The organism is Clostridioides sp. LIBA-6622 (assembly GCF_056716095.1).
This window is the reverse complement of record NZ_CP196998.1, coordinates 3,092,767-3,112,654: the sequence shown is the minus strand read 5'-3', so window position 1 is coordinate 3,112,654 and position 19,888 is coordinate 3,092,767. Positions and strand designations below refer to the sequence as shown.

Annotated in this window: 14 protein-coding genes; 13 read left to right on the top strand and 1 reads right to left on the bottom strand. The window is 28.4% G+C overall.

Annotation, left to right across the window (positions count from 1 at the left end):
* Positions 1 to 49: 49 nt before the first annotated feature.
* The 7 genes from ACTG47_RS14730 to ACTG47_RS14700 all read left to right on the top strand — a co-directional run bounded on the left by ACTG47_RS14730 (position 50) and on the right by ACTG47_RS14700 (position 10,205).
* Positions 50 to 2,614 carry an SPOR domain-containing protein gene (locus ACTG47_RS14730; protein WP_479925111.1) on the top strand — a complete coding sequence of 855 codons (2,565 nt, stop codon included), beginning with the start codon at positions 50 to 52 and terminating at the stop codon, positions 2,612 to 2,614.
* A 123-nt stretch (positions 2,615 to 2,737) separates the two neighbouring features.
* Positions 2,738 to 4,729 carry a hypothetical protein gene (locus ACTG47_RS14725; RefSeq protein ID WP_479925110.1) on the top strand — a complete coding sequence of 664 codons (1,992 nt, stop codon included), beginning with the start codon at positions 2,738 to 2,740 and terminating at the stop codon, positions 4,727 to 4,729.
* Complete coding sequence (locus ACTG47_RS14720) at positions 4,719 to 5,039, top strand: hypothetical protein (RefSeq protein ID WP_479917302.1); 321 nt, start codon at positions 4,719 to 4,721, stop codon at positions 5,037 to 5,039. Before ACTG47_RS14725 ends, ACTG47_RS14720 begins: the two co-directional genes overlap by 11 nt.
* A gap of 190 nt (positions 5,040 to 5,229) precedes the next feature.
* Positions 5,230 to 6,105, top strand: coding sequence for a UTP--glucose-1-phosphate uridylyltransferase GalU (galU, locus tag ACTG47_RS14715; protein WP_479925109.1), 876 nt, complete (start codon positions 5,230 to 5,232; stop codon positions 6,103 to 6,105).
* A 23-nt stretch (positions 6,106 to 6,128) separates the two neighbouring features.
* Entirely contained in the window at positions 6,129 to 7,142 is a 1,014-nt protein-coding gene (galE, locus tag ACTG47_RS14710; RefSeq protein WP_479925108.1) for a UDP-glucose 4-epimerase GalE, read from the top strand.
* A 109-nt stretch (positions 7,143 to 7,251) separates the two neighbouring features.
* A complete protein-coding gene (locus ACTG47_RS14705) occupies positions 7,252 to 9,186 on the top strand; it encodes a cell wall-binding repeat-containing protein (RefSeq protein WP_479925107.1) in 1,935 nt (644 codons plus the stop codon).
* 209 nt (positions 9,187 to 9,395) lie between these two features.
* Positions 9,396 to 10,205, top strand: a complete 810-nt coding sequence (locus tag ACTG47_RS14700; protein ID WP_479925106.1) for a DUF3800 domain-containing protein — start codon at positions 9,396 to 9,398, stop codon at positions 10,203 to 10,205.
* A gap of 207 nt (positions 10,206 to 10,412) precedes the next feature.
* On the opposite strand, the gene ACTG47_RS14695 is transcribed toward ACTG47_RS14700, so the two are convergent.
* Positions 10,413 to 11,294: a LysR family transcriptional regulator gene (locus tag ACTG47_RS14695; RefSeq protein WP_169468548.1), complete on the bottom strand. Its 882-nt coding sequence runs from the start codon at positions 11,292 to 11,294 to the stop codon at positions 10,413 to 10,415.
* 412 nt (positions 11,295 to 11,706) lie between these two features.
* Here ACTG47_RS14695 and ACTG47_RS14690 point away from each other — a divergent pair, with 412 nt between their 5' ends.
* The 6 genes from ACTG47_RS14690 (at position 11,707) to ACTG47_RS14665 (ending at position 19,755) form a co-directional block, all read left to right on the top strand.
* On the top strand, positions 11,707 to 12,555 hold the full coding sequence (locus ACTG47_RS14690) for a sugar phosphate isomerase/epimerase family protein (protein WP_479925105.1): 849 nt from the start codon (positions 11,707 to 11,709) through the stop codon (positions 12,553 to 12,555).
* Between the two features lie 78 nt (positions 12,556 to 12,633).
* Positions 12,634 to 14,556 carry an FAD-dependent oxidoreductase gene (locus ACTG47_RS14685; RefSeq protein ID WP_479925104.1) on the top strand — a complete coding sequence of 641 codons (1,923 nt, stop codon included), beginning with the start codon at positions 12,634 to 12,636 and terminating at the stop codon, positions 14,554 to 14,556.
* Positions 14,557 to 14,636: 80 nt separating this feature from the next.
* Positions 14,637 to 15,500: a shikimate dehydrogenase gene (gene aroE / locus ACTG47_RS14680; protein WP_479925103.1), complete on the top strand. Its 864-nt coding sequence runs from the start codon at positions 14,637 to 14,639 to the stop codon at positions 15,498 to 15,500.
* Between the two features lie 143 nt (positions 15,501 to 15,643).
* Positions 15,644 to 16,861 carry an MFS transporter gene (locus ACTG47_RS14675; protein WP_479925102.1) on the top strand — a complete coding sequence of 406 codons (1,218 nt, stop codon included), beginning with the start codon at positions 15,644 to 15,646 and terminating at the stop codon, positions 16,859 to 16,861.
* Positions 16,862 to 16,892: 31 nt separating this feature from the next.
* Complete coding sequence (locus ACTG47_RS14670; RefSeq protein ID WP_479925101.1) at positions 16,893 to 17,675, top strand: shikimate kinase; 783 nt, start codon at positions 16,893 to 16,895, stop codon at positions 17,673 to 17,675.
* Positions 17,676 to 17,889: 214 nt separating this feature from the next.
* The gene (locus ACTG47_RS14665) at positions 17,890 to 19,755 is read left to right on the top strand and encodes an HIRAN domain-containing protein (RefSeq protein WP_479925100.1); all 1,866 of its coding nucleotides are present in this window, start codon (positions 17,890 to 17,892) and stop codon (positions 19,753 to 19,755) included.
* The last annotated feature ends 133 nt before the right edge of the window (positions 19,756 to 19,888 follow it).

Genomic DNA, 19,888 nt, shown 5'->3' with positions numbered 1-19,888 from the left:
AGCAGTTTTGCACAATGTAAATATCACAATAAAATAATTGATTTAAGGAGTGAAGGTTTTGAGTGAAAATAATATAATAAGAAACACTGTTTTAAATGTCACAGCAAGTTTTTTAAAACAAGAGTCTAAGATAAATGAAAAATTAGATGGTGTTTTGGAAAAGAAATTTGAAAAAGTAGAATTTAATGAAGCAAAATATGCTGAGCTTTTAAAATTTAATATATTGTTTTATAAGACATTAGCAAGAAATACAGAACCACTTATTGGAAAATGGATAGTAGATAAGTACATACCTGAGATAGATGAGTTAGAAAAGGATTTAGAATTAACTACAGCTAAATGTAGAAAGTATGTAAATAAGGCGATGAAAGAAGGTTTAGACTCTCTAAAAGCCAATGATTTAAATAGTTTTTTAGCGTATGATAAAATGGAACTATCAGAGCGAAGAAGACGTTTAGAAAAGGATTATAAGGTTTTAAACTTATATAAAGACCTTCTTAATATATCACTTAGAAAAATAAGTTTAGAAAAGAAAGAATGTGGAAGTTTATTTCTTAAAAATCAGGCTGATGCAAAAAGAGAATTAAAAAGAGAGATTATATTCTGTGTAAATAAGATATTGGCTAGTAATAAAGATATAGTGTCTAAGAATATTGAAGAAAACAATGAACAAGACAAAGTGGAAATAAAAGCAACAGAAATTGAAGATTTACAATTAGGTAAAGATAATTCAGAAAATGATACATTATTAAATGAAGCTAAAAAATCAAACGTAGGACAAGAATTAAAAACAAATGATGTAGACTCAAAGTTTATGGACAAGTTAAATAGTTTAAATGATGAAAGTATATCTCAAACAATATACAATGAATATAAGAAGTTATGTGGATTAGAAGAACTTCATTCTGTTGAAGGATATGGCTTTGGCAAAGATGCTATTAAAGATTTTGCTTGTGCAACAATTGCATTGGAATTTTTAAAGAGAAGAAATAGAGACCTTATAGAAGGTGCAATGAGATTAACTATAATTGGAGAATTTGGTGCTGAAAATTTTAAGGAATTTGTAGACTATGTAATTAAAAACAAAACAGAAATTAGTGAAGATGTATGGAATGAAGCCAATAATCTGATAAAAGACAACTACAATGAATTAGAAAATCATGAGATTGCATCAAAAAGAACTAGAAAAAATAAAGATATCGACATTGAAGAATATATTTATATGATAAAAAATGCAGATAAAGATATTTGTTTTAGAAGTAGTATTTCTATAGAAGATGATGTTAAAGAAGAGACAAAAGAAGAAGTAGATAATCATGATGAAAATATAAGTAATGTTGTAGAAGAAAAAGAAAATATAGATAAAGAAGACAATATTGGCAAAGAAGATACAAATGAATCAGAAAATAAAAAGAGTAAAAAGAAAACTAAATTATTTGGATTCATGAAAAAAGAAAATAAAGAAGAAAAAATTGAAGAAGAGATTGAACAAGAAGAAATTAAGCAGGAAGAAACTAATTTAGATGATATTTCTTCTGATGTAACTTTAGATGAATCTATTGAAAACAATCAAGAAGAGTTAAAAGAAGTGAAGCAAGAAGAGTTAAAAGAAGTAAAAGAAGACCTAGAAGAAGAACGTAGTGTAAAAATAGAAAAACCAATAAATAATGATTTAGATGAAAAAGTATCTTTAAATAGTGAATCTAAAACTGAAAAAGTAAGTAAAGACTCAGAAGATGAAATAAAAGAAGAAAAATTAGAAAATGAAAAATCAGAAAATGAAAAGTCAGTAATAATACCTATTAATAAGAAAGAAAGAGGTAATAAAAAATCAAAACATTCTTCTAATAATAAACCTAAAGATAATAAGGTAGAAATGAAAAAGCAGGAATCAAATAAGGATGATTTTGTAGATGAAGAAGAAGTTGGTTCTAAGAAGAGTAGAGTAAAAGAAACTATTATAGCAGTAGTTATAGTAGCAATTGTTGGTGTGGGTTACTTCATAACGGTAGGTAATAACAAGAAAAATGAAAAAGCTGTTACTCCAAAAACATCAACTCAGCAACAAGCTAACAATAAACTAACTGAGGAAGAGAAAAAAGCAAAATCTGAAAAAGAGAAAAAGGAAGCAGAAGAAAAAGCAAAAGCTGAAAAAGAAGCAGAAGAGAAGGCGAAAGCTGAAAAGAAAGCAGCAGAAATGGAAGCCTATAAAGATGGTAAAGGTGTGTATTACACTGTTTACGCTGGTTCACTTAAAGTTGAAAAAACAGCAAAAGAAACAGCAAAAGAATATGAAGCTAAAGGTATCTCTTCAACAATAATTCAAGAAAATGGATACTATAAAATAAAAATAGGTGATTATTCTCAATATGGAGAAGCACAAGAAAAATGTAATGAGTTAGCTAAGAAATCTATTGATACATATATAGCGATGTATGATAAGTACTATGATTATAAATTAGAAGATTTGAAAGAATCAGCTCCTTCATTGAGTGCTGAAGAACTTAGACAAAAATATGATGATTTAAGAAGTGAGTTAAAAAATAAATCTGGATATCGTGAATATGTTAAACATTTAGATAAACTTTATGAAGAAATAGTTAAAGGTGCTTAGAATATTATAAAAAATAAGGAGAAATTATGTCTCAGAATAAAGAGTATTAAAAGATATTATTTATTTTGAGGCATTTTGTTCACCTTTAGATAATACTTATAATTTTGTTTAGGTGGTGAAGGTATGTTGAAATTAGGAGAAAAAATCATATATGAGCTTTCAGATGGCTTTGAGCTTAATGGTATCAGTAGATACTCAAAAGAATATAAAAAACTTCATATAACAAATTTAGGTAATATAATAATTAGCAAAGCGGATGAAGTTAATGATGATACAGGAGTAAAATATATATATAGTTTTTCAGACAATAAAGAAAAATTAGAAGCAGTTTTAGAGGGCTCTAATATAATTGTCCATGGAAATAACTTGCCTTTTTATATAAAAAGTGAAAATTCAAGTAAGAATGTTACAGCAAATCTAACTATGAAAATAACTGTGGATGAATATGATTTAATCTGCAAAAGTCAAAGAGAATTTATATTTTATTTAAAAGATAATATGACTATATTAAGTTTAGATGATAATAAGTTTTATATGGGTGGAATCAATAAAGATAATGAGAAGTTCATATTTATCAGTGGGAAAAATAGATTTGAAATAAACTTTGATGATATAGAAAGATATATTTTAGAAGATAAAAGAGTCTCTTTAAAGGGTTATTTTCATATGGAAAGAGAGGGAATTATAGTAAGAACTGTCTCTATATTTAATAACAATATAGAAAATGTAGTTCCATCTGATTTGAATGAAAAGGTTAGAGATAATAAAAAAATAGGAAACCTTCCTAAAGATTGTGACATAGTATTTTGTAAGATATCAGGCAATATAGATGGATTTGATTACAAAAATACAAATATGCTTTTAGTAAAATATCAAGACCAATTGATTTTTATAAACAAGAAGTCTAAAAAGACTATTGTAAAGTCAGCAAGAGATAATTGTTCAAAATTGAATTTTGGAGAAGATATTATATTATATGACAATAAAAATGTATTCAACTTACATATAAATGATAAAAATAAAGAGCTTATGCAAATAGATGATTTGAATGATATAGAAAATGAAATAGTAGGATATACATTAAAACATGCTCCATTTTTTATTCAAGAAGATTTTGATAGTCTGACTATTCTAAAGTCTTTTCAAAAAGAAATCATATCTATAAAAAATAGTGATGTAAAAGATATTGTAATTAATAAAGAGCTTGAAAGTGAAAATTCTAACTTTGTAGAGACAGAAATAAAATTTAATAATCAAAAAATAACTTTAAATCTAAGTAAAAATATGGTTCAAAAACTTATGCAAGATGTATTTATATACGCAAAACAACCTCTACTTAAAGATACTTCTGTTGAAGTATTATATAAAAACTGGTCTAAAGCTATGAATGATATGATAATATTTAATTTCTTTGGAAATATTTATTATATGAAATATGAGTTTGATAAGGTTCTAAAAAAAGAATTAAATGATGAAATAAGAATAGATGTTATAAATGAACTTTATAAGCAAGTACAAGAACAAAGAAACAATTTAGATTTATTATCAGCCTATATGCCAAGGATATTAGAAAATCAAGAAATAGAGTTATTTGAAAAATATAATGCTAAACTTGATATACAGGTATTTAAGCAGGTTAAAAACTTATTATTTGATTTATCATATAACATTAGTAGTTATTTAGATGAAGTTGAAAAAAGCTTAGATAACATTATATTTGTAATTTCAGGAGAAGATAAGAAGAAATATAATTATAGAATGTTAAAGGAAAGTGAAAGTGCAAGTCTTGATGTATTTTTAAAACAAGCTATATCAAGATTAAATCATTTGGTAGAAAATATGTATCCTTATTATGTGGATGAAACTAGTAGGGAAATGTTTAAGTTATTTGAAGTTTTATGGAAAAACTATAAAAATATCAATGACGATAGTATAAAAGAAATATTATTCGAAAGAATAACAAATACATATGTATTTAGACAATTGACATTAAATAATGGTACAAATGAAAGAAGAAAAGACATAATTGAAAAAATATATAATTCTGTTGATTATGAAGCCAATAAACTAGATGAAAATATGTTTTTCACAGGAGGAATAAAATATGTCAAGTAAATACAATGTTTGGAATTTTAACTATGAGTTTTTAGGATTAAACTCAGGCGATGAAAAAAATAATGAAGTTTATTATGAGATTGATTTAGATGAAATTTTAAATGAAAATTATATAGGTGAAGATATAGATGGAGATTTAGATGCTGATGGAAATAGTATTTTAGGAGAATTAATATCAGAAATGGATATAGATGAGGATGTAAGTGTTGATATGACATATCAAGAATTAGAAGTTGATTTAGAAGATTTAGATTCTTACTTGGATGATGATATAGATAGTGATATTAAAGGTATCTTAGATGAAATTTAGTATCTATATAAGTTTTAGATAAAATATAAACAATAATATATTAACTCATAAAATTAAAGGTAGATGAAATTTCATCTACCTTATATGGTCTTAAGGCATTAATTATTGGGATAATATAGAATTTGAAGAAAAAGTATAAATATGGTATATTAATTTGGTACAAGAGAAAATTTACGAAGAAGGGTGAAAAATGAAGATGACAGTTAAAAAAGCGATAATACCAGCAGCAGGTTTAGGGACTAGGTTTTTACCAGCAACAAAATCACAGCCCAAAGAAATGCTTCCTATAGTAGATAAGCCAACTTTACAGTATATAATAGAAGAAGCTATAGAATCAGGGATTGAAGAAATTCTTATAATAACAGGTAGAAATAAAAAATCTATAGAAGACCATTTTGATAAATCAGTTGAATTAGAATTAGAATTAGAACAAAAAGGTAAGACTGAGATGTTAGAAATGGTAAGAGATATATCAAATATGGTAAATATTCATTATATAAGACAAAAAGAGCCAAAAGGTCTTGGGCATGCAATTCACTGTGCAAAAAGCTTTATAGGTGATGAACCATTTGCTGTATTATTAGGTGATGATATAGTAGACTCAAAAGTTCCTTGCCTAAAACAATTAATAGATACTTATAATGAGTATAAAACAACTGTTCTAGGTGTACAAAAGATAGCTAAAGAAGATACTAATAAATATGGTATATTAGATGTGAAACATATAGAAGAGAGAGTATACAAAGTTAAGGATATGGTTGAAAAACCTGCAATTGAAGAAGCACCATCAGATATAGCTATACTTGGAAGATATATAATAACGCCTGCAATCTTTGATATATTAGAGAAGCAAGCACCTGGTAAGGGTGGAGAAATACAACTGACAGATGCGCTTCAGACTCTAGGGAAGCAAGAGGCTATTTACGCATATAACTTTGAAGGAAAAAGATATGATGTAGGAGATAAGATTGGTTTTTTAGAGGCGACAATAGACTTTGCATTGAAAAGAGAAAATCTAAAAGATGATTTAATGGATTATATGAGAAAAAAAGTAAGTGAAAAATAAATATTAGAAAAGAGGTAATTACTATGGCAGTTTTAGTAGCTGGGGGAGCAGGGTATATAGGAAGCCACACAGCAATAGAACTTTTAGAATCAGGTTATGAAGTTGTTATAGTTGATAACTTAAGCAATAGCAATTCAATAGTCGTTGATAGAATTAAAGAGTTATCTGGAAAACCAATAAAATTTTATAATATTGATATCAGAAATAAAAATGAAATGCATGTTGTATTTAAAGAAAATAATATTGAGTCAATTATACATTTTGCAGCTTTAAAGGCTGTTGGTGAATCAGTAGAAAAACCAATTGAATATTATAGCAATAATCTAATAAGTACTTTAAATCTATTTGAATTAATGAGAGAATATGATGTTAAAAAATTTGTATTTAGTTCTTCAGCCACTGTATATGGAGACCCACATACTTGTCCTATATTAGAGGATTTCCCACTTTCTGTAACTAATCCATATGGAAGAACTAAGCTTATGATAGAGCAGATGTTAGTAGATATATCGAAGGCAGACGATTCATTAGATATAGCACTTCTAAGATACTTTAATCCAGTAGGTGCTCATAAGAGTGGTAGAATAGGTGAAGAGCCAAATGGAGTTCCAAGTAATTTAATGCCTTATATAACAAAAATAGCAGTAGGTAAATTAAAAGAATTAAGTGTGTATGGGAATGATTATCCAACACATGATGGTACAGGGGTTAGAGATTATATACATGTATTAGACTTAGCTGCTGGTCATGTAAAAGCATTACAAAAATTAGAAGAAAATCCAGGTCTTGTTGTTTATAATTTAGGGACTGGAAAGGGCTATAGTGTTCTTGATTTAGTCAAAGCATTTTCTAAAGCAAGTGGAAAAGAAATACCATACAAGATTGTAGGAAGAAGAGCTGGAGATGTAGCTATGTGTTATGCAGATTCTTCTAAGGCAGAAAAAGAGCTTGGATGGAAGGCTAAATATGAGCTTGAAGAAATGTGTCAAGACTCTTGGAGATGGCAAAGTATGAACCCAAATGGATACGATGAATAGAATATAATTAAATGTATAAATGTAACAAATTTGTAAATATAAGGTATTAGTAATTTTATGTTATAATTAGACACATGTAGTAATGTTTCTAAAAGAGGGGGAAGTTATAGTGAAAAAAAGTCTAAAAAAGTATTTAGTACTAGCACTGACTTTAGTTCTAGTATTTGCATGTGGCGTGCCAGAATCAAGTGCTGCTAGTAAGCATGTAATTATAGTAAACTCAAGAAAAAATACTCTAGGATACTTTGTAAACAGTAAACTTATAAAAGAATTTAAAATTGCAACAGGGAAAAAGGGATCAGAGACACCAACAGGAAAAACTAAGGTGGTTAATAAGATAAAAAATAGACCATATTATAAAGGTAATATACCTGGAGGAAGCCCAAGAAATCCATTAGGAGATAGATGGATGGGGTTAGCATTAAAAGGAACTTATGGAGATACATATGGAATACATGGAAATAATGATGAGAGTTCTATAGGAAAGCATATTTCTGGTGGATGTATAAGAATGCATAATAAAGAAGTTAGATGGTTATTTGACCAAGTTCCAGTGGGTTCAGATGTAATTATAGATTATAGTAATGACAGTTATATAAAAATAGCTGCAAAATATAAGATAAATTTAAACCAAACAGGATGGAAAACAGAAAATGGTAAGAAGTATTATGTAAAATCTGATGGAACATATCAAAAAAATAGTTGGTTAAAAGTAAGTGGAAAAATGTATTATTTTGATGCTTCAGGAGTAATGCAAACAGGATGGAAAACAATTAACAACAAGAAATATTACTTAGGAACTGATGGAGCAAGAGTATCTGGATGGAAAGTAATTGATGGAAAGACTTATTACTTTAATGCAGATGGAGTAATGCAAACAGGATGGCAAGAAAAAGATGGTAAGAAATACTATCTAGACGCAGATGGATTAGCAGTTACAGGATGGCAAGAAATAGATGATAATAAATATTACTTTGACAAAACAGGAGTAATGCAGACAGGATGGCAACAAATAGAAGGAAAATCTTACTATTTAGATAAAGATGGTAAAATGCTAACTGGCACTCAAAAAATAGATTCAAAAGATTATACTTTCAATGAAGATGGAACTATAAATCCTACATGGGATACAATCATAGGAGCAAATAGATTTGATACAGCTAAGAAGATAAGTTCAGTTGGAAATTGGAATGCTGAGAGTTCAGATACTGTTGTACTAGTAAATGGTAATGCAATAGCAGATGGAATAACAGCTACTCCTTTAGCAAGTAGTTATAACTCAACAATATTACTTACTAATACAGACAAATTACCATCTGAGACTATTGAACAAATGAAGTTATTAGCACCTAAAACAGTAATCTTGATAGGTGGAGAAAATGCAATAAGCTCTAAACTAGAACAAGAAATAAAAACTACTTTTAATGCGGAAACAAAGAGAATAGCAGGTCAAGACAGATACCAAACTGCTACAAAAATAGCTACAGAACTTGGAAGTAGAGAAGAAATAAAAACAGCTTATATGGTTTCTGGAAGTGGAGAAGCAGATGCGCTATCTATAGCTTCTAAAGCTGGAGAAGAAAAGCAACCTATAATATTAGTTAAAAAAGATGGAATCACTGAAGAATCTTATGCATGGCTAACAGAAAAAAAATTAGAAAATGCATACTTTATAGGTGGACCAAGTGCAATTAGTGATTCAGCAATAGCTAAAATGAATGAGATAACTACTGAAGATGTTTCAGGAAATAGAATATATGGAAATAGCAGATTAGATACTAATGCTAAAGTAATAGAGAAGTTCTATGGAGATGTTGATTTACAAGCTATATTAGTTAGTAAATCAGATACTTTAGTGGATGCTTTATCAGCTGGACCATTAGCTGTAAAATTACACTCACCAATAGTTTTAATGGATAATTCAGGATTATCATCAGAACAACAAAGAGTATTTGCAAATAAAAAAGTTGAAACTCCTTATCAAATTGGAGGCGGAGTATCTTATATAGTAATGGATAAACTAATAGATATTCTTGGAAAATAATAAAACTATATATTGAGAAATAACTATAATTGAGATGTGAAATCCAATCGCCAAAAGCGTTGATTGTTTTACATCTCAATTTTTTAGTCCAAATTTAAATTTAAGTTGTATAAAAATCTTGGAATATTTTTAAAACTCATATAAAATGGATATAGATGCTATCATCATAAGTTAAGAGGGTGAGTGAGATTACAAAGAAAAAATATATAATGTTTATCGATGAAAGTGGAAGAGCTGATATAAATCATGAAGACCCATTTACATTAACAGGAGTAATTTTTGAATATAAATATGCAGTGAGTCAAGGAGACTATGTCTGTTCTTTAAGAAAGGAAATGGATGTATTTAAAGAACAGTGTTTTGGAACTAGTAATATAGGAATACATCTTACAGATATATCAAGAAAATCAAGAGCATTTGAGAAGTTTGATGATTCACAAATTAAATTTTTTTACGATGAGTTGCCTTTATTTCTATCGAGATTAGAGTGTACTATAATATCAGTAACAGTAGATAAAGCTAGATTAAAAAAATATTATGCACCTTCAAAGGAACCTTATGTAGTGGCTTTTATACATGTACTTCAGAACTTTTATTCGTTTGTAAATAATGAAACTGTGGAATCTGCAAGAATAGTTATCGAATCAAGAGATGATGTATCAAATTTAAAAGTACAAAAGGCATTTTTTGATGTTTTTAATAATGGAACAATATATCTAGACATAGATGAAGAATTAAGAGATAAGGTTAAAGGTTTTATAATCGCTAAAAAAGAAGATGTAGATTATAGAGAAGGTTTAGAGATAGCAGATATTTTATGTAATCCTCTTAGTAGAGCAAGAAGAGGATTAATAGAAGCTAATCCTAAGTGCATGCAATATGGAGAGAAAAATAAAATATTTAAATCTGTAAGAAATAAGATATATACTCCAACTAGTGTGAATGACATAAGAAATTGGGGATTCAAAGAAGTTCCTATTATAGAGCCTGTTGGACCATGGCTTGAAAAAATGAGATAGATAGTATTGACAAGTATTATAAAGTCTGATATAATATAAGTGAATTAGTTATTCAGGAACTGAAATCCAGTTGCTGTTGTATAACGATAATTGCTGAGACTCGGATGCCGACTGTCAGTTAGGAATCTATACTTTTAAGAGTATAGATTTTTTTATTTTATAAAAAGAATAAAGAGGATATTAAAAAATAACCCCTTTATTAATAAATTATAGTTGAGCGTTTTTAATGACAAAATTTTTAAAGTTTTTAATTGCAGGAGGTAAATATCTATCTTTTATAAATGCTAAGTAGAAATTTCTTTCCCAACTTGGGTGAACAATCTGAATTACTTTCACTTTTGTAAAGCTAAGCATATTCATATTTGGGACTACAGCAATTCCAAAGTTTTTCGCAACTAATCCAGCAATTACTTGGTCTTCTTCCACTTCATAGACTATGTTAGGTTGTTGATTTATTTTATTAAACATATCATCAATTATATATCTAAGCCCACTTCTCTGATTAAATACTATTTGAGGATAAGGTATGGTTTCTTTTAAGTCTATAGTATCTTTTGCAGCCAATGGGTGGCTATATGGTACAATTAGCACTAAATCTTGTTTAGCAACAGGTATAAATTCAATTCCCTTTTCTTTTTCAAGTTTTGAACAAAATGCAATATCGTATTTTCTTTCCTTAAGACCTTGAATAATGTCCGTAGTTACACCAGTATGGAATTTAAAATCTATTGATTTATCAGGATTAGATTTTAAAAATTTATGCACTATATCAGGTATAAAGTCAGTACCAAGTGTTCTAAGGAAAGCTAAATCTATTTGTCCTTCACCAGTACCAGTTATTTTTAATGACTTTACACTTGAATCTAAAATTTCTAATGATTTTTCCACATCTTTTAAAAATATTTTTCCATATTTAGTAAGAACTATATTTCTACCTTCCTTTTCAAATAGAGCTATTCCAAGCTCACTTTCTAGCAAAGATATAGCATGACTTAAGCTTGGCTGTGTTATAGATAAATTTTCTGCTGCTTTTGTATAATGTTCTAAATGTGCTAGTGTAACAAAATAGCGTAGGTGGTATAAATTCAATTTTTGTTCATCCTTTCCTGAGTACTTTTATTTATATATTTGGAGAAGTTGACCTTTAAGATATTTTTCACATTTTTATTATATATGATTATGCAGTAAGAATAAAAGCTTTTAAAGAAATTTATCGTTTTTTGTCTGAATTATAGGATAAAGATATTTATATAATGTACTAGAAAAGCAAAAGAATTATCCTATAAATGAAATCTATAAACAAAATCTATGAATTGATAGGAAATTATCAATTTGTTATTAATAAAGTCTCATGGTACAATAAATTTATAAAATCTAGATAAAGATAAATCAAAAAGCACTTTTGTTTTTAAAGCTAAATAATACTACTAGTAGGATAATTAAAAATATAAAATCAAAAAAACTATTATTTTTAAAGAAAATAAAGGGGGAAATTTAACTCATGAATAATCAAAAAAATCTTAATATTCCAATTACAATTAGTTCTTATACATTAGGTACAGAAGTTTCATTCCGTGATAGAGTACGTATTGCGAAAGAAGCTGGTTTTGATGGAATTGGATTACGAGCTGAAAATTATGTAGATGCAAAAAATGCTGGTGTTACAGATGAAGAAATGCTTGCAATTCTTGATGAATACAATATGAAGGTTACAGAAGTAGAATACATAACTCAATGGGGAACAGAAGAAGATAGAACAGAAGCTCAAAGAGAAAAAGAGAAAAATGTTTATCATATGGCTCGTTTATTTAATGTTAAACATATAAATTGTGGTTTGTTAGAAATGATACCAGAAGAACAAATTATAAAAGCATTAGGAGAATTATGTGATAGAGCAGGAGAACTTATTATAGGTCTTGAGTTTATGCCATATAGTGGTGTTCCAGACTTAACTACTGCATGGCGTGTTGTTAAGGAATGCAATCGTGAAAATGCAATGCTTATACTAGATACTTGGCACTGGGCTAGAGCAAAACAGACAGCAAAAGATCTTGCACCTGTTCCAGCAGAGAAAATAGTATCAATTCAAGTATGTGACGTTTTAAAAACTCCTTATGAAAAACTTAGAGATGAATCGCTACATGACCGTTTAGCTCCAGGTGAAGGATATGGAAACACAGAAGAATTTGTAAAAATAATAAAAGAACACAACATATCACCTAGAGTTATAGGAGCAGAAGTAATATCTGATTCTTTAATATCTAAGGGATTATCAACTGCTGCTGAAACTGTGTTTAATACAACTAAGAAAGTTTTAGATAAAGCATGGCCTGAAGTATCTCCAAAATAAATCTATACAATATAAAAAGATACAAAGTATTTATAATATAAAAATTTAAAATTGAAACTTGAAAGGAAGGAAAACCTTATGAAGATTAGTTCTATGTTTACACCTATAAAAATTGGTTCGATGACAGTTCCAAATCGTTTTGTAGTTCCTCCTATGGGAAATAATTTTGCAAATACAGATGGGACTTTAAGTGAAACTTCTAAGGCTTATTATCTTGAACGTGCTTTAGGTGGTTTTGGATTGATAACAATAGAATCGAGTGTTGTAGACAAAAAAGCAAAAGGAGGTCCTCGTAAACCTTGTTTATATGATGATAGTACAATAGATAGTTTTAAAAATGTAATAGATGCTTGTCATAATGCAGGTTCAAAAGTATCTATACAATTACAACATGCTGGTTCTGAGGGGAATGAAAAAATAGCAGGTCATCCATTAAAAGCTGCATCTGCAATACCTTCATCAAATGGTTGTAACACACCACTAGCAATAACGACTGAAGAAATATATGAACTTATAGAATCTTATGGAAATGCTGCATTACGTGCACAAAAAGCTGGTGCAGATGCTGTTGAAGTTCACTGTGCTCATGGATATTTAGTTAGTAGCTTTATATCACCAAGAACAAATAAGCGTGTAGATGAGTTTGGTGGATGTTTTGAAAATAGAATGAGATTAGCTCGCCTTATTATTGAAAATATACGTAAAAAAGTAGGAGATTCTCTAGCAATATTATGTCGTATAAACAGTACAGATGATATTTTAGGTGGAATTGATGTACATGATAGTTCAGTAATAGCAGCATATTTAGAAGATTGTGGAGTAGATGGACTTCATGTTTCTCGTAGTATACATATACATGATGAATATATGTGGGCTCCTACAGTTTTACATGCTGGATTCAGTGCAGAACTAGTAACAGAAATAAAAAAAGCTGTTAGTATACCAGTAATAACAGTTGGACGTTATACAGAACCTCAATTTGCTGAATTAATGGTTAGACAAGGTAGATGTGATTTAGTAGCATTTGGTAGACAAAGTTTAGCTGACCCAGAAATGCCTAATAAGGCTAAAGATGGAAAGCTAGATGAAATGATACCATGTATTGCATGCTTACAAGGATGTGTACCAAATATGTTCCAAGGTAAACCTATAGCCTGTCTTGCAAATCCTATATTAGGTCATGAAGCAGAACTTAAACCAGCTGAAATAAGTAAGGAAGTTCTTGTTGTTGGCGGAGGTGTTGGAGGTATGCTTGCAGCATGGGTATGTGCTAAAAGAGGGCATAATGTAACTTTGGTTGAAAAAGCGGACATTCTTGGTGGTCAAATGCGTTTAGCTGCATATCCTCCAGGTAAGGGAGATATCACTAATTTAGTTAGAAGTTATGTTTCAAAATGCAATCAATATGGTGTGAAAATATGTACTAATACAGAAGCTACAGTAGAATTTATAAAAGAAAAATCACCTGATGCAGTTATTATAGCCACTGGAGCAACTCCACTTGTACTTCCTATACCAGGAATTAATGATTCAGGATTAATACATGCTGTAGACCTTCTTGATGGTAAGAAATCTTGTGGGAAAAAAGTACTTGTTGTTGGTGGTGGAATGGTTGGTTGTGAAGTAGCAGCTTTCCTTGGAGAACAAGAGCATGAGGTTACGGTTATTGAGCTTAGAGAAGAAGTTGGTGCAGATGTAATTTCAGAGCATCGCAAGTTCCTTATGAATGATTTTGAAAATTATAATATACATACTGTTACTGGTGCAAAAGTCGCTAAATTCTATGATAATGGTGTTGACTATTTACTTGCAGATGGTACAGAACATGATTTAAAAGGGTTTGACTCAGTAGTACTTGCTATGGGTTCTCGTAATTATGACCCATTAAGTGAATCTGTAAAACAGTTTGTAAAAGAAATTCACGTTGTTGGGGACGCCGTAAAAGCACGTAGAGCATTAGACGCAACAAAAGAAGCCTTTGAAGCAGCATTAAATATATAAATAATAAATAAATTTTCTTTGCAAATAGTTGGATAGACTATTTGCAAAGAAAATGATAATACTGGGAGGAAAAGATAGTTATGGAAATTTCAGGTAGAACAGGATTATTTGCATTAATAGGTACACCAGTTGGTCATTCTAAATCACCAGTGATGTATAACTATAGTTTTGAAAAATTAGATTTAGATTATAGATATTTAGCTTTTGATATTACAGTAGATAAGGTAAAAGATGCACTTTCAGCAATAAAAACTTTTAATATAAAAGGAGCTAATGTAACTATGCCATGTAAGTCTGCTGTTACAGAATATATGGATGAACTTTCTCCAGCAGCTCGTATAATTGGAGCATGTAATACAATTGTAAATGAAGATGGAAAGTTAGTTGGTCATATAACAGATGGAGTAGGTTATGTTCGTAACTTAAAAGAAAATGGAGTAGAAGTTAAAGACAAAAAGATTACAATTATGGGTGCTGGTGGTGCTGCAACTGCTATACAAGTACAATGTGCATTAGATGGTGCAAGAGCAATATCTATTTTTAATGCTAAGGATGATTTTTATAAAAGAGCAGAAAAGACAGTTGAGAATATAAAAAAAGAGGTGCCAGAATGTGTTGTTAATCTATATGATTTAGAAGATACAGAAAAGCTTTATGAAGAGATAGCATCAAGTGATATATTGACGAATGCAACTCTTATTGGTATGAAACCTTATGATAATGAAACTAACATAAAAGATGTCAGTATTTTAAGAAAAGAATTAGTAGTAACAGATGTTGTTTATAATCCAAAGAAAACAAAAATGATTGAAGATGCTGAGGCTAATGGATGTAAGGCCATTGGTGGATTAGGAATGCTATTATATCAAGGAGCAGAAGCTTTTAATCTATATACTGGATTAGAAATGCCTGTAGAAGAGATTAAGGAATTGTGTTTTAAATAATAATTTACAAATAAATTATCATAGTGGGTTATGTATCATAGTTTAGTTAAATTTAAAGATTTGACTATACTTTAAACCCATTATGGTGATAAGTTTATTGTACATAAAAATGTTAATAAATTAACAAGAATAGGAGAAGAATTATGAATAATAAAAAATATTATCCTACTGCCATAGCATTGTATTTTTCATATTTTTTACTTGGTATTGGAATTTCAATTTTAGGACAATATAAACCAGAATTTTCATCAATGTGGGGGGCTAAAACGTTATCAGATGGGACATTAGATGTAAGTATTGTTTTAGCAGTTATTGCTGCATTGGGATTAGGTAGACTTATATCATATCCATTTGCAGGACCTATATCAGATAAGTATGGAAGAAAAGTAAGTGGGCTTATAGGAAATTTTTTACATGCGATTTTCTTTGTTGGAATTGTATTTTCACCAAATTTTTATGTAGCGTATGTATTTGCAATAATTGGAGGAGCTGCTAACTCATTTTTAGATACATGTGTAACTCCTTCTTGTATGGAGATATTTGCTAGTTTGGGAACAATAGCAAATATGTTTACTAAGTTTACAATAGCTTTAGCACAATTTTTACTTCCTTTTATAATTGGTTTTGTCGCAGCAAATTCAATATCATTTAAAGTTATTTTTATAGTGACAGCTATTCTTATTGTCATAGATGCAATTTTAATAGCTATATTACCATTTCCACCAGCTAATGATGTTACTGATAATAAAGGAAAAATAGTTAAATCAGAAAAGATGAAATTTACACCAACAAGTATAGCTCTTGTTTGTATTGGATTTACATGTACATCAACATTTGTATTATGGTTAAATTGCAATCAGGAATTGGGAAAATTATATGGCATGGCTGACCCTACAAAAATTCAGTCTTTCTACTCAATGGGAGTAATATGTGCAGTATTAATAACTTCTGTACTTATTAAAAAGTATATTAAGCCAATAAGAATACTAGTTATATATCCTATAATAGCTTTAATTATGCTATTAGTAGTATATTTTGTCCAAACTCCAACTATTTGTATGCTAGGAGGATTTGTAATAGGTTATTCAGCAGCAGGTGGTGTCCTTCAATTAACAACGTCAACAGCAAATGAAATGTTTCCAACTAATAAAGGAAAAATAACATCTATAGTTATGATTGCATCGAGTATAGCAAACTATGTTATTTTAAATATAGCAGGTATTATCACAAAATCAGGTGGAGTGAATGGACCAAAATATGTTGTATTATTTAATGTGGCTATAACTTTTGTTGGAATTTTACTTGCATTATTTGTAAATATGAGATACGGAAAAGAAAAAGTGTGTGATTATGATATTTAATTTTAACCAGTTTGAAAGCTGAGGTGTCACTATGGAAAAGATAGAAAAGATAAGAGAAAAAATAGATTTATATGATGATGAGTTTATAAATTTGCTTGAAAAAAGAATGGAATGTATAAAGGATATTATAGATATTAAAAAAGAAAAAGGTCTGCCTATTTTACAGTCAGAGTATGAAAATAAAAAAGAAGTGGCGTTGATTAACAAATTAAAGGGTAATAAATTTGAAAATGAAATTATAGATGTTTTTAGATACATGGTTAAAACAAGTAAGAAAATACAAGCTAAAAATTTATTTTCTTATAATATAATGCTTGTTGGATTTATGGGTGTAGGTAAAAGTACTATATCATCATACTTAGGCCATTTATTAGAGATGGAACGAGTAGAAACGGATTCATATATAATAAAACAACAAGGAATGAGTATTTCTGAAATATTTGAGAAACTAGGGGAGGAATATTTTAGAAATCTTGAAAGCCAAACACTAATAGATTTACAAAAAAAGAAAGGTATTGTTGTTTCCTGTGGGGGAGGAATTGTACTTCGAGATAAAAATGTAGAATATATGAAAAAGAATGGAAGGGTTGTCTTGTTGACAGCAAGTCCAGAAACTATTCTTCAACGTGTTAAACATAGTGATGAAAGACCAATACTTAATAATAATATGAATGTAGAATTTATATCTGACCTAATGAAAAAGCGAGAAGGAAAATACCTAGCATCTGCGGATATTATTATCAATACAGACAATAAGACAATAAAAGCAATTTGTGAAGAGATGATTGTAAAGTTAACTGAATTTGATAAGTAAATTTAACATTAGAGCAGGTTTATATTAAAAAAATTGGCATTTAAACTAATAAGGATGTTATTTACTGTTAGAAGATAAGGTATTTACATAATAAATCTTACTAATATTACTAGAATTTCAAATTCTAGTAATATTTTTTTGTGTAAAAATGTAAACTTGCTGAAATAAGTAGTATAATCAATATAAATTACATCATGTAAAGGAGGATAATTTAATGGAAAGTATTTTTAAACAATTGCAGGGATTTAAGGGTTATGATGGATATAAAGAATCATTTGAAATGAATTACCTATGCATATATGAAAATATACCTTTAAGAGAACAAGTGGAACTTTCAAATAATCTAGTAGATGGAATTTTAAATATGTATAAAAGTCAATCTAATGAAATCTATTTATTGGAGAATAATAATTTTAAACCTCTAATTTGCTATTTTGAAATTTTTATAAAAAAGATAAATACTTTAGTAAAAGAAATGATTATTGATGAGAAATGGTTATATAAATTAACTAAAGAATTAATATATAAAAGTAAAAAGGCTGAATATGTAAAACTTGGATTAGTTTTAAGTGAGAGATATTTAGAGGTGGAAAATATAAGAGAAGTTGTGGATACTTTTTCTAAATCTGGAGAATATGTATTTTATCTTAGTAATACTATTAAGAAACTAGAATTTTACAATACATATTTATTTAATTTATCTAAAAAAGCTACAGGCTCGATAAAAGTATTTGCTATTGTCAACATGGAAATTTTGGATTCTAAAATAAATTCCTATTTAATTGAACAGGGTTACAAAGATATGAAACATGAACGATTATTGATGAATTATATTATTTCTATTATTGATTTGGATAAATATCTTGAAAGAAGAGATTTAGATAGAGAAAAGATAAATAACTTAGCCTATCTGATATGTAACTACTTGTTAAGTGTAGATTTTAAATACATAGGAAATAAAGTCCAATTAGTAAATCAATTTTTACCAATTGTAGTGACCTATGGAACTACTTTTGAAAGTTTATATTCAATTTTTTTAATAGCTATAAATGTCTTGAAAGATGAAAATATAGAGTGCGATAAGATTGAATTTGAGAAAGAAATGAATGCTGTCTTACTTAGTGAAAAGTGGAAGAATATATATTTTGAAGCATTAAAAAATGCAAGAGGTAAGACAGAAGATATGATAAAAATATCAAAAACTTATGATGTGAATTTATCTTTTGATGATTTATTACCATATTTGGATAGAGATATTAGAGATTTTGAAGTATATTGGTACATATCTAAAAAAGGGGAGAAAAGCTCTAGATTAAAGTTATTAAGCTTTTTTGAAAATACATTTAACCTAGATAATTTAACCGGAAAAATGGAAGATATAGAAAAAGATAGATTAACACAAGAATATTATGATGATATGTTATTTTTTATTGTCACTAAAGGCAGTAATTCCCTATATCCTGAAGGAAAAGATATATCTTTGAAAGGTATATTTGGCAATATAAATGAAGTTAGAAAAGAATCTATAAATATTTTAAAAAGATATAGAGAAAAATTATCTCTTGAAGAATTGAAAATAGTTAAAGAAGCTTATGAAAAGGAAAAAAATGTAATGTTGAAGGATGAACTGAGAAGATTATTATATGAAAGTAATAATTTGAAGAAAGAATTTATAAATATTGAAAAAATAAAAGTAGATGAACATGGTAAGGACATATACTTAACTTCAGTAGCTGTTGCGGGTTCAAGATTTAGAAATAGAGAATGTCTGGAAAAAGAATTAGAAGAGAGTAAGATATATTATCTAAATAGGGAGAAAGGTAATCTATACGATGAAAAGGCTATTAAAATAGTTGGGGAAACTGGTTATGTAATAGGTTATGTTCCAAGAAAAGATAATTATATTTTAAGCAATTTAATAGATGGAGGAAAGTTATTGTATTGTAGAGTAACTGAATACAATTTATATGAAGATTATATTTATGTAAATGTATACTTAAGTTATAAGGATGTAATTGAAACGGTTGAGAACTCTCTAAAAATGGTATTAGATAAGAGTAAAGTAAAAATTATAAACTAATAATTCTATATATTTATTAAGAATTAAATTATAAACAGCAACATTTGATATTATCGGGTTGAAATATAGAAAAATTTAAAATACAATGAATATATAAATAATTTCAATGTGAAATTTGTAAATATGGTTTTAA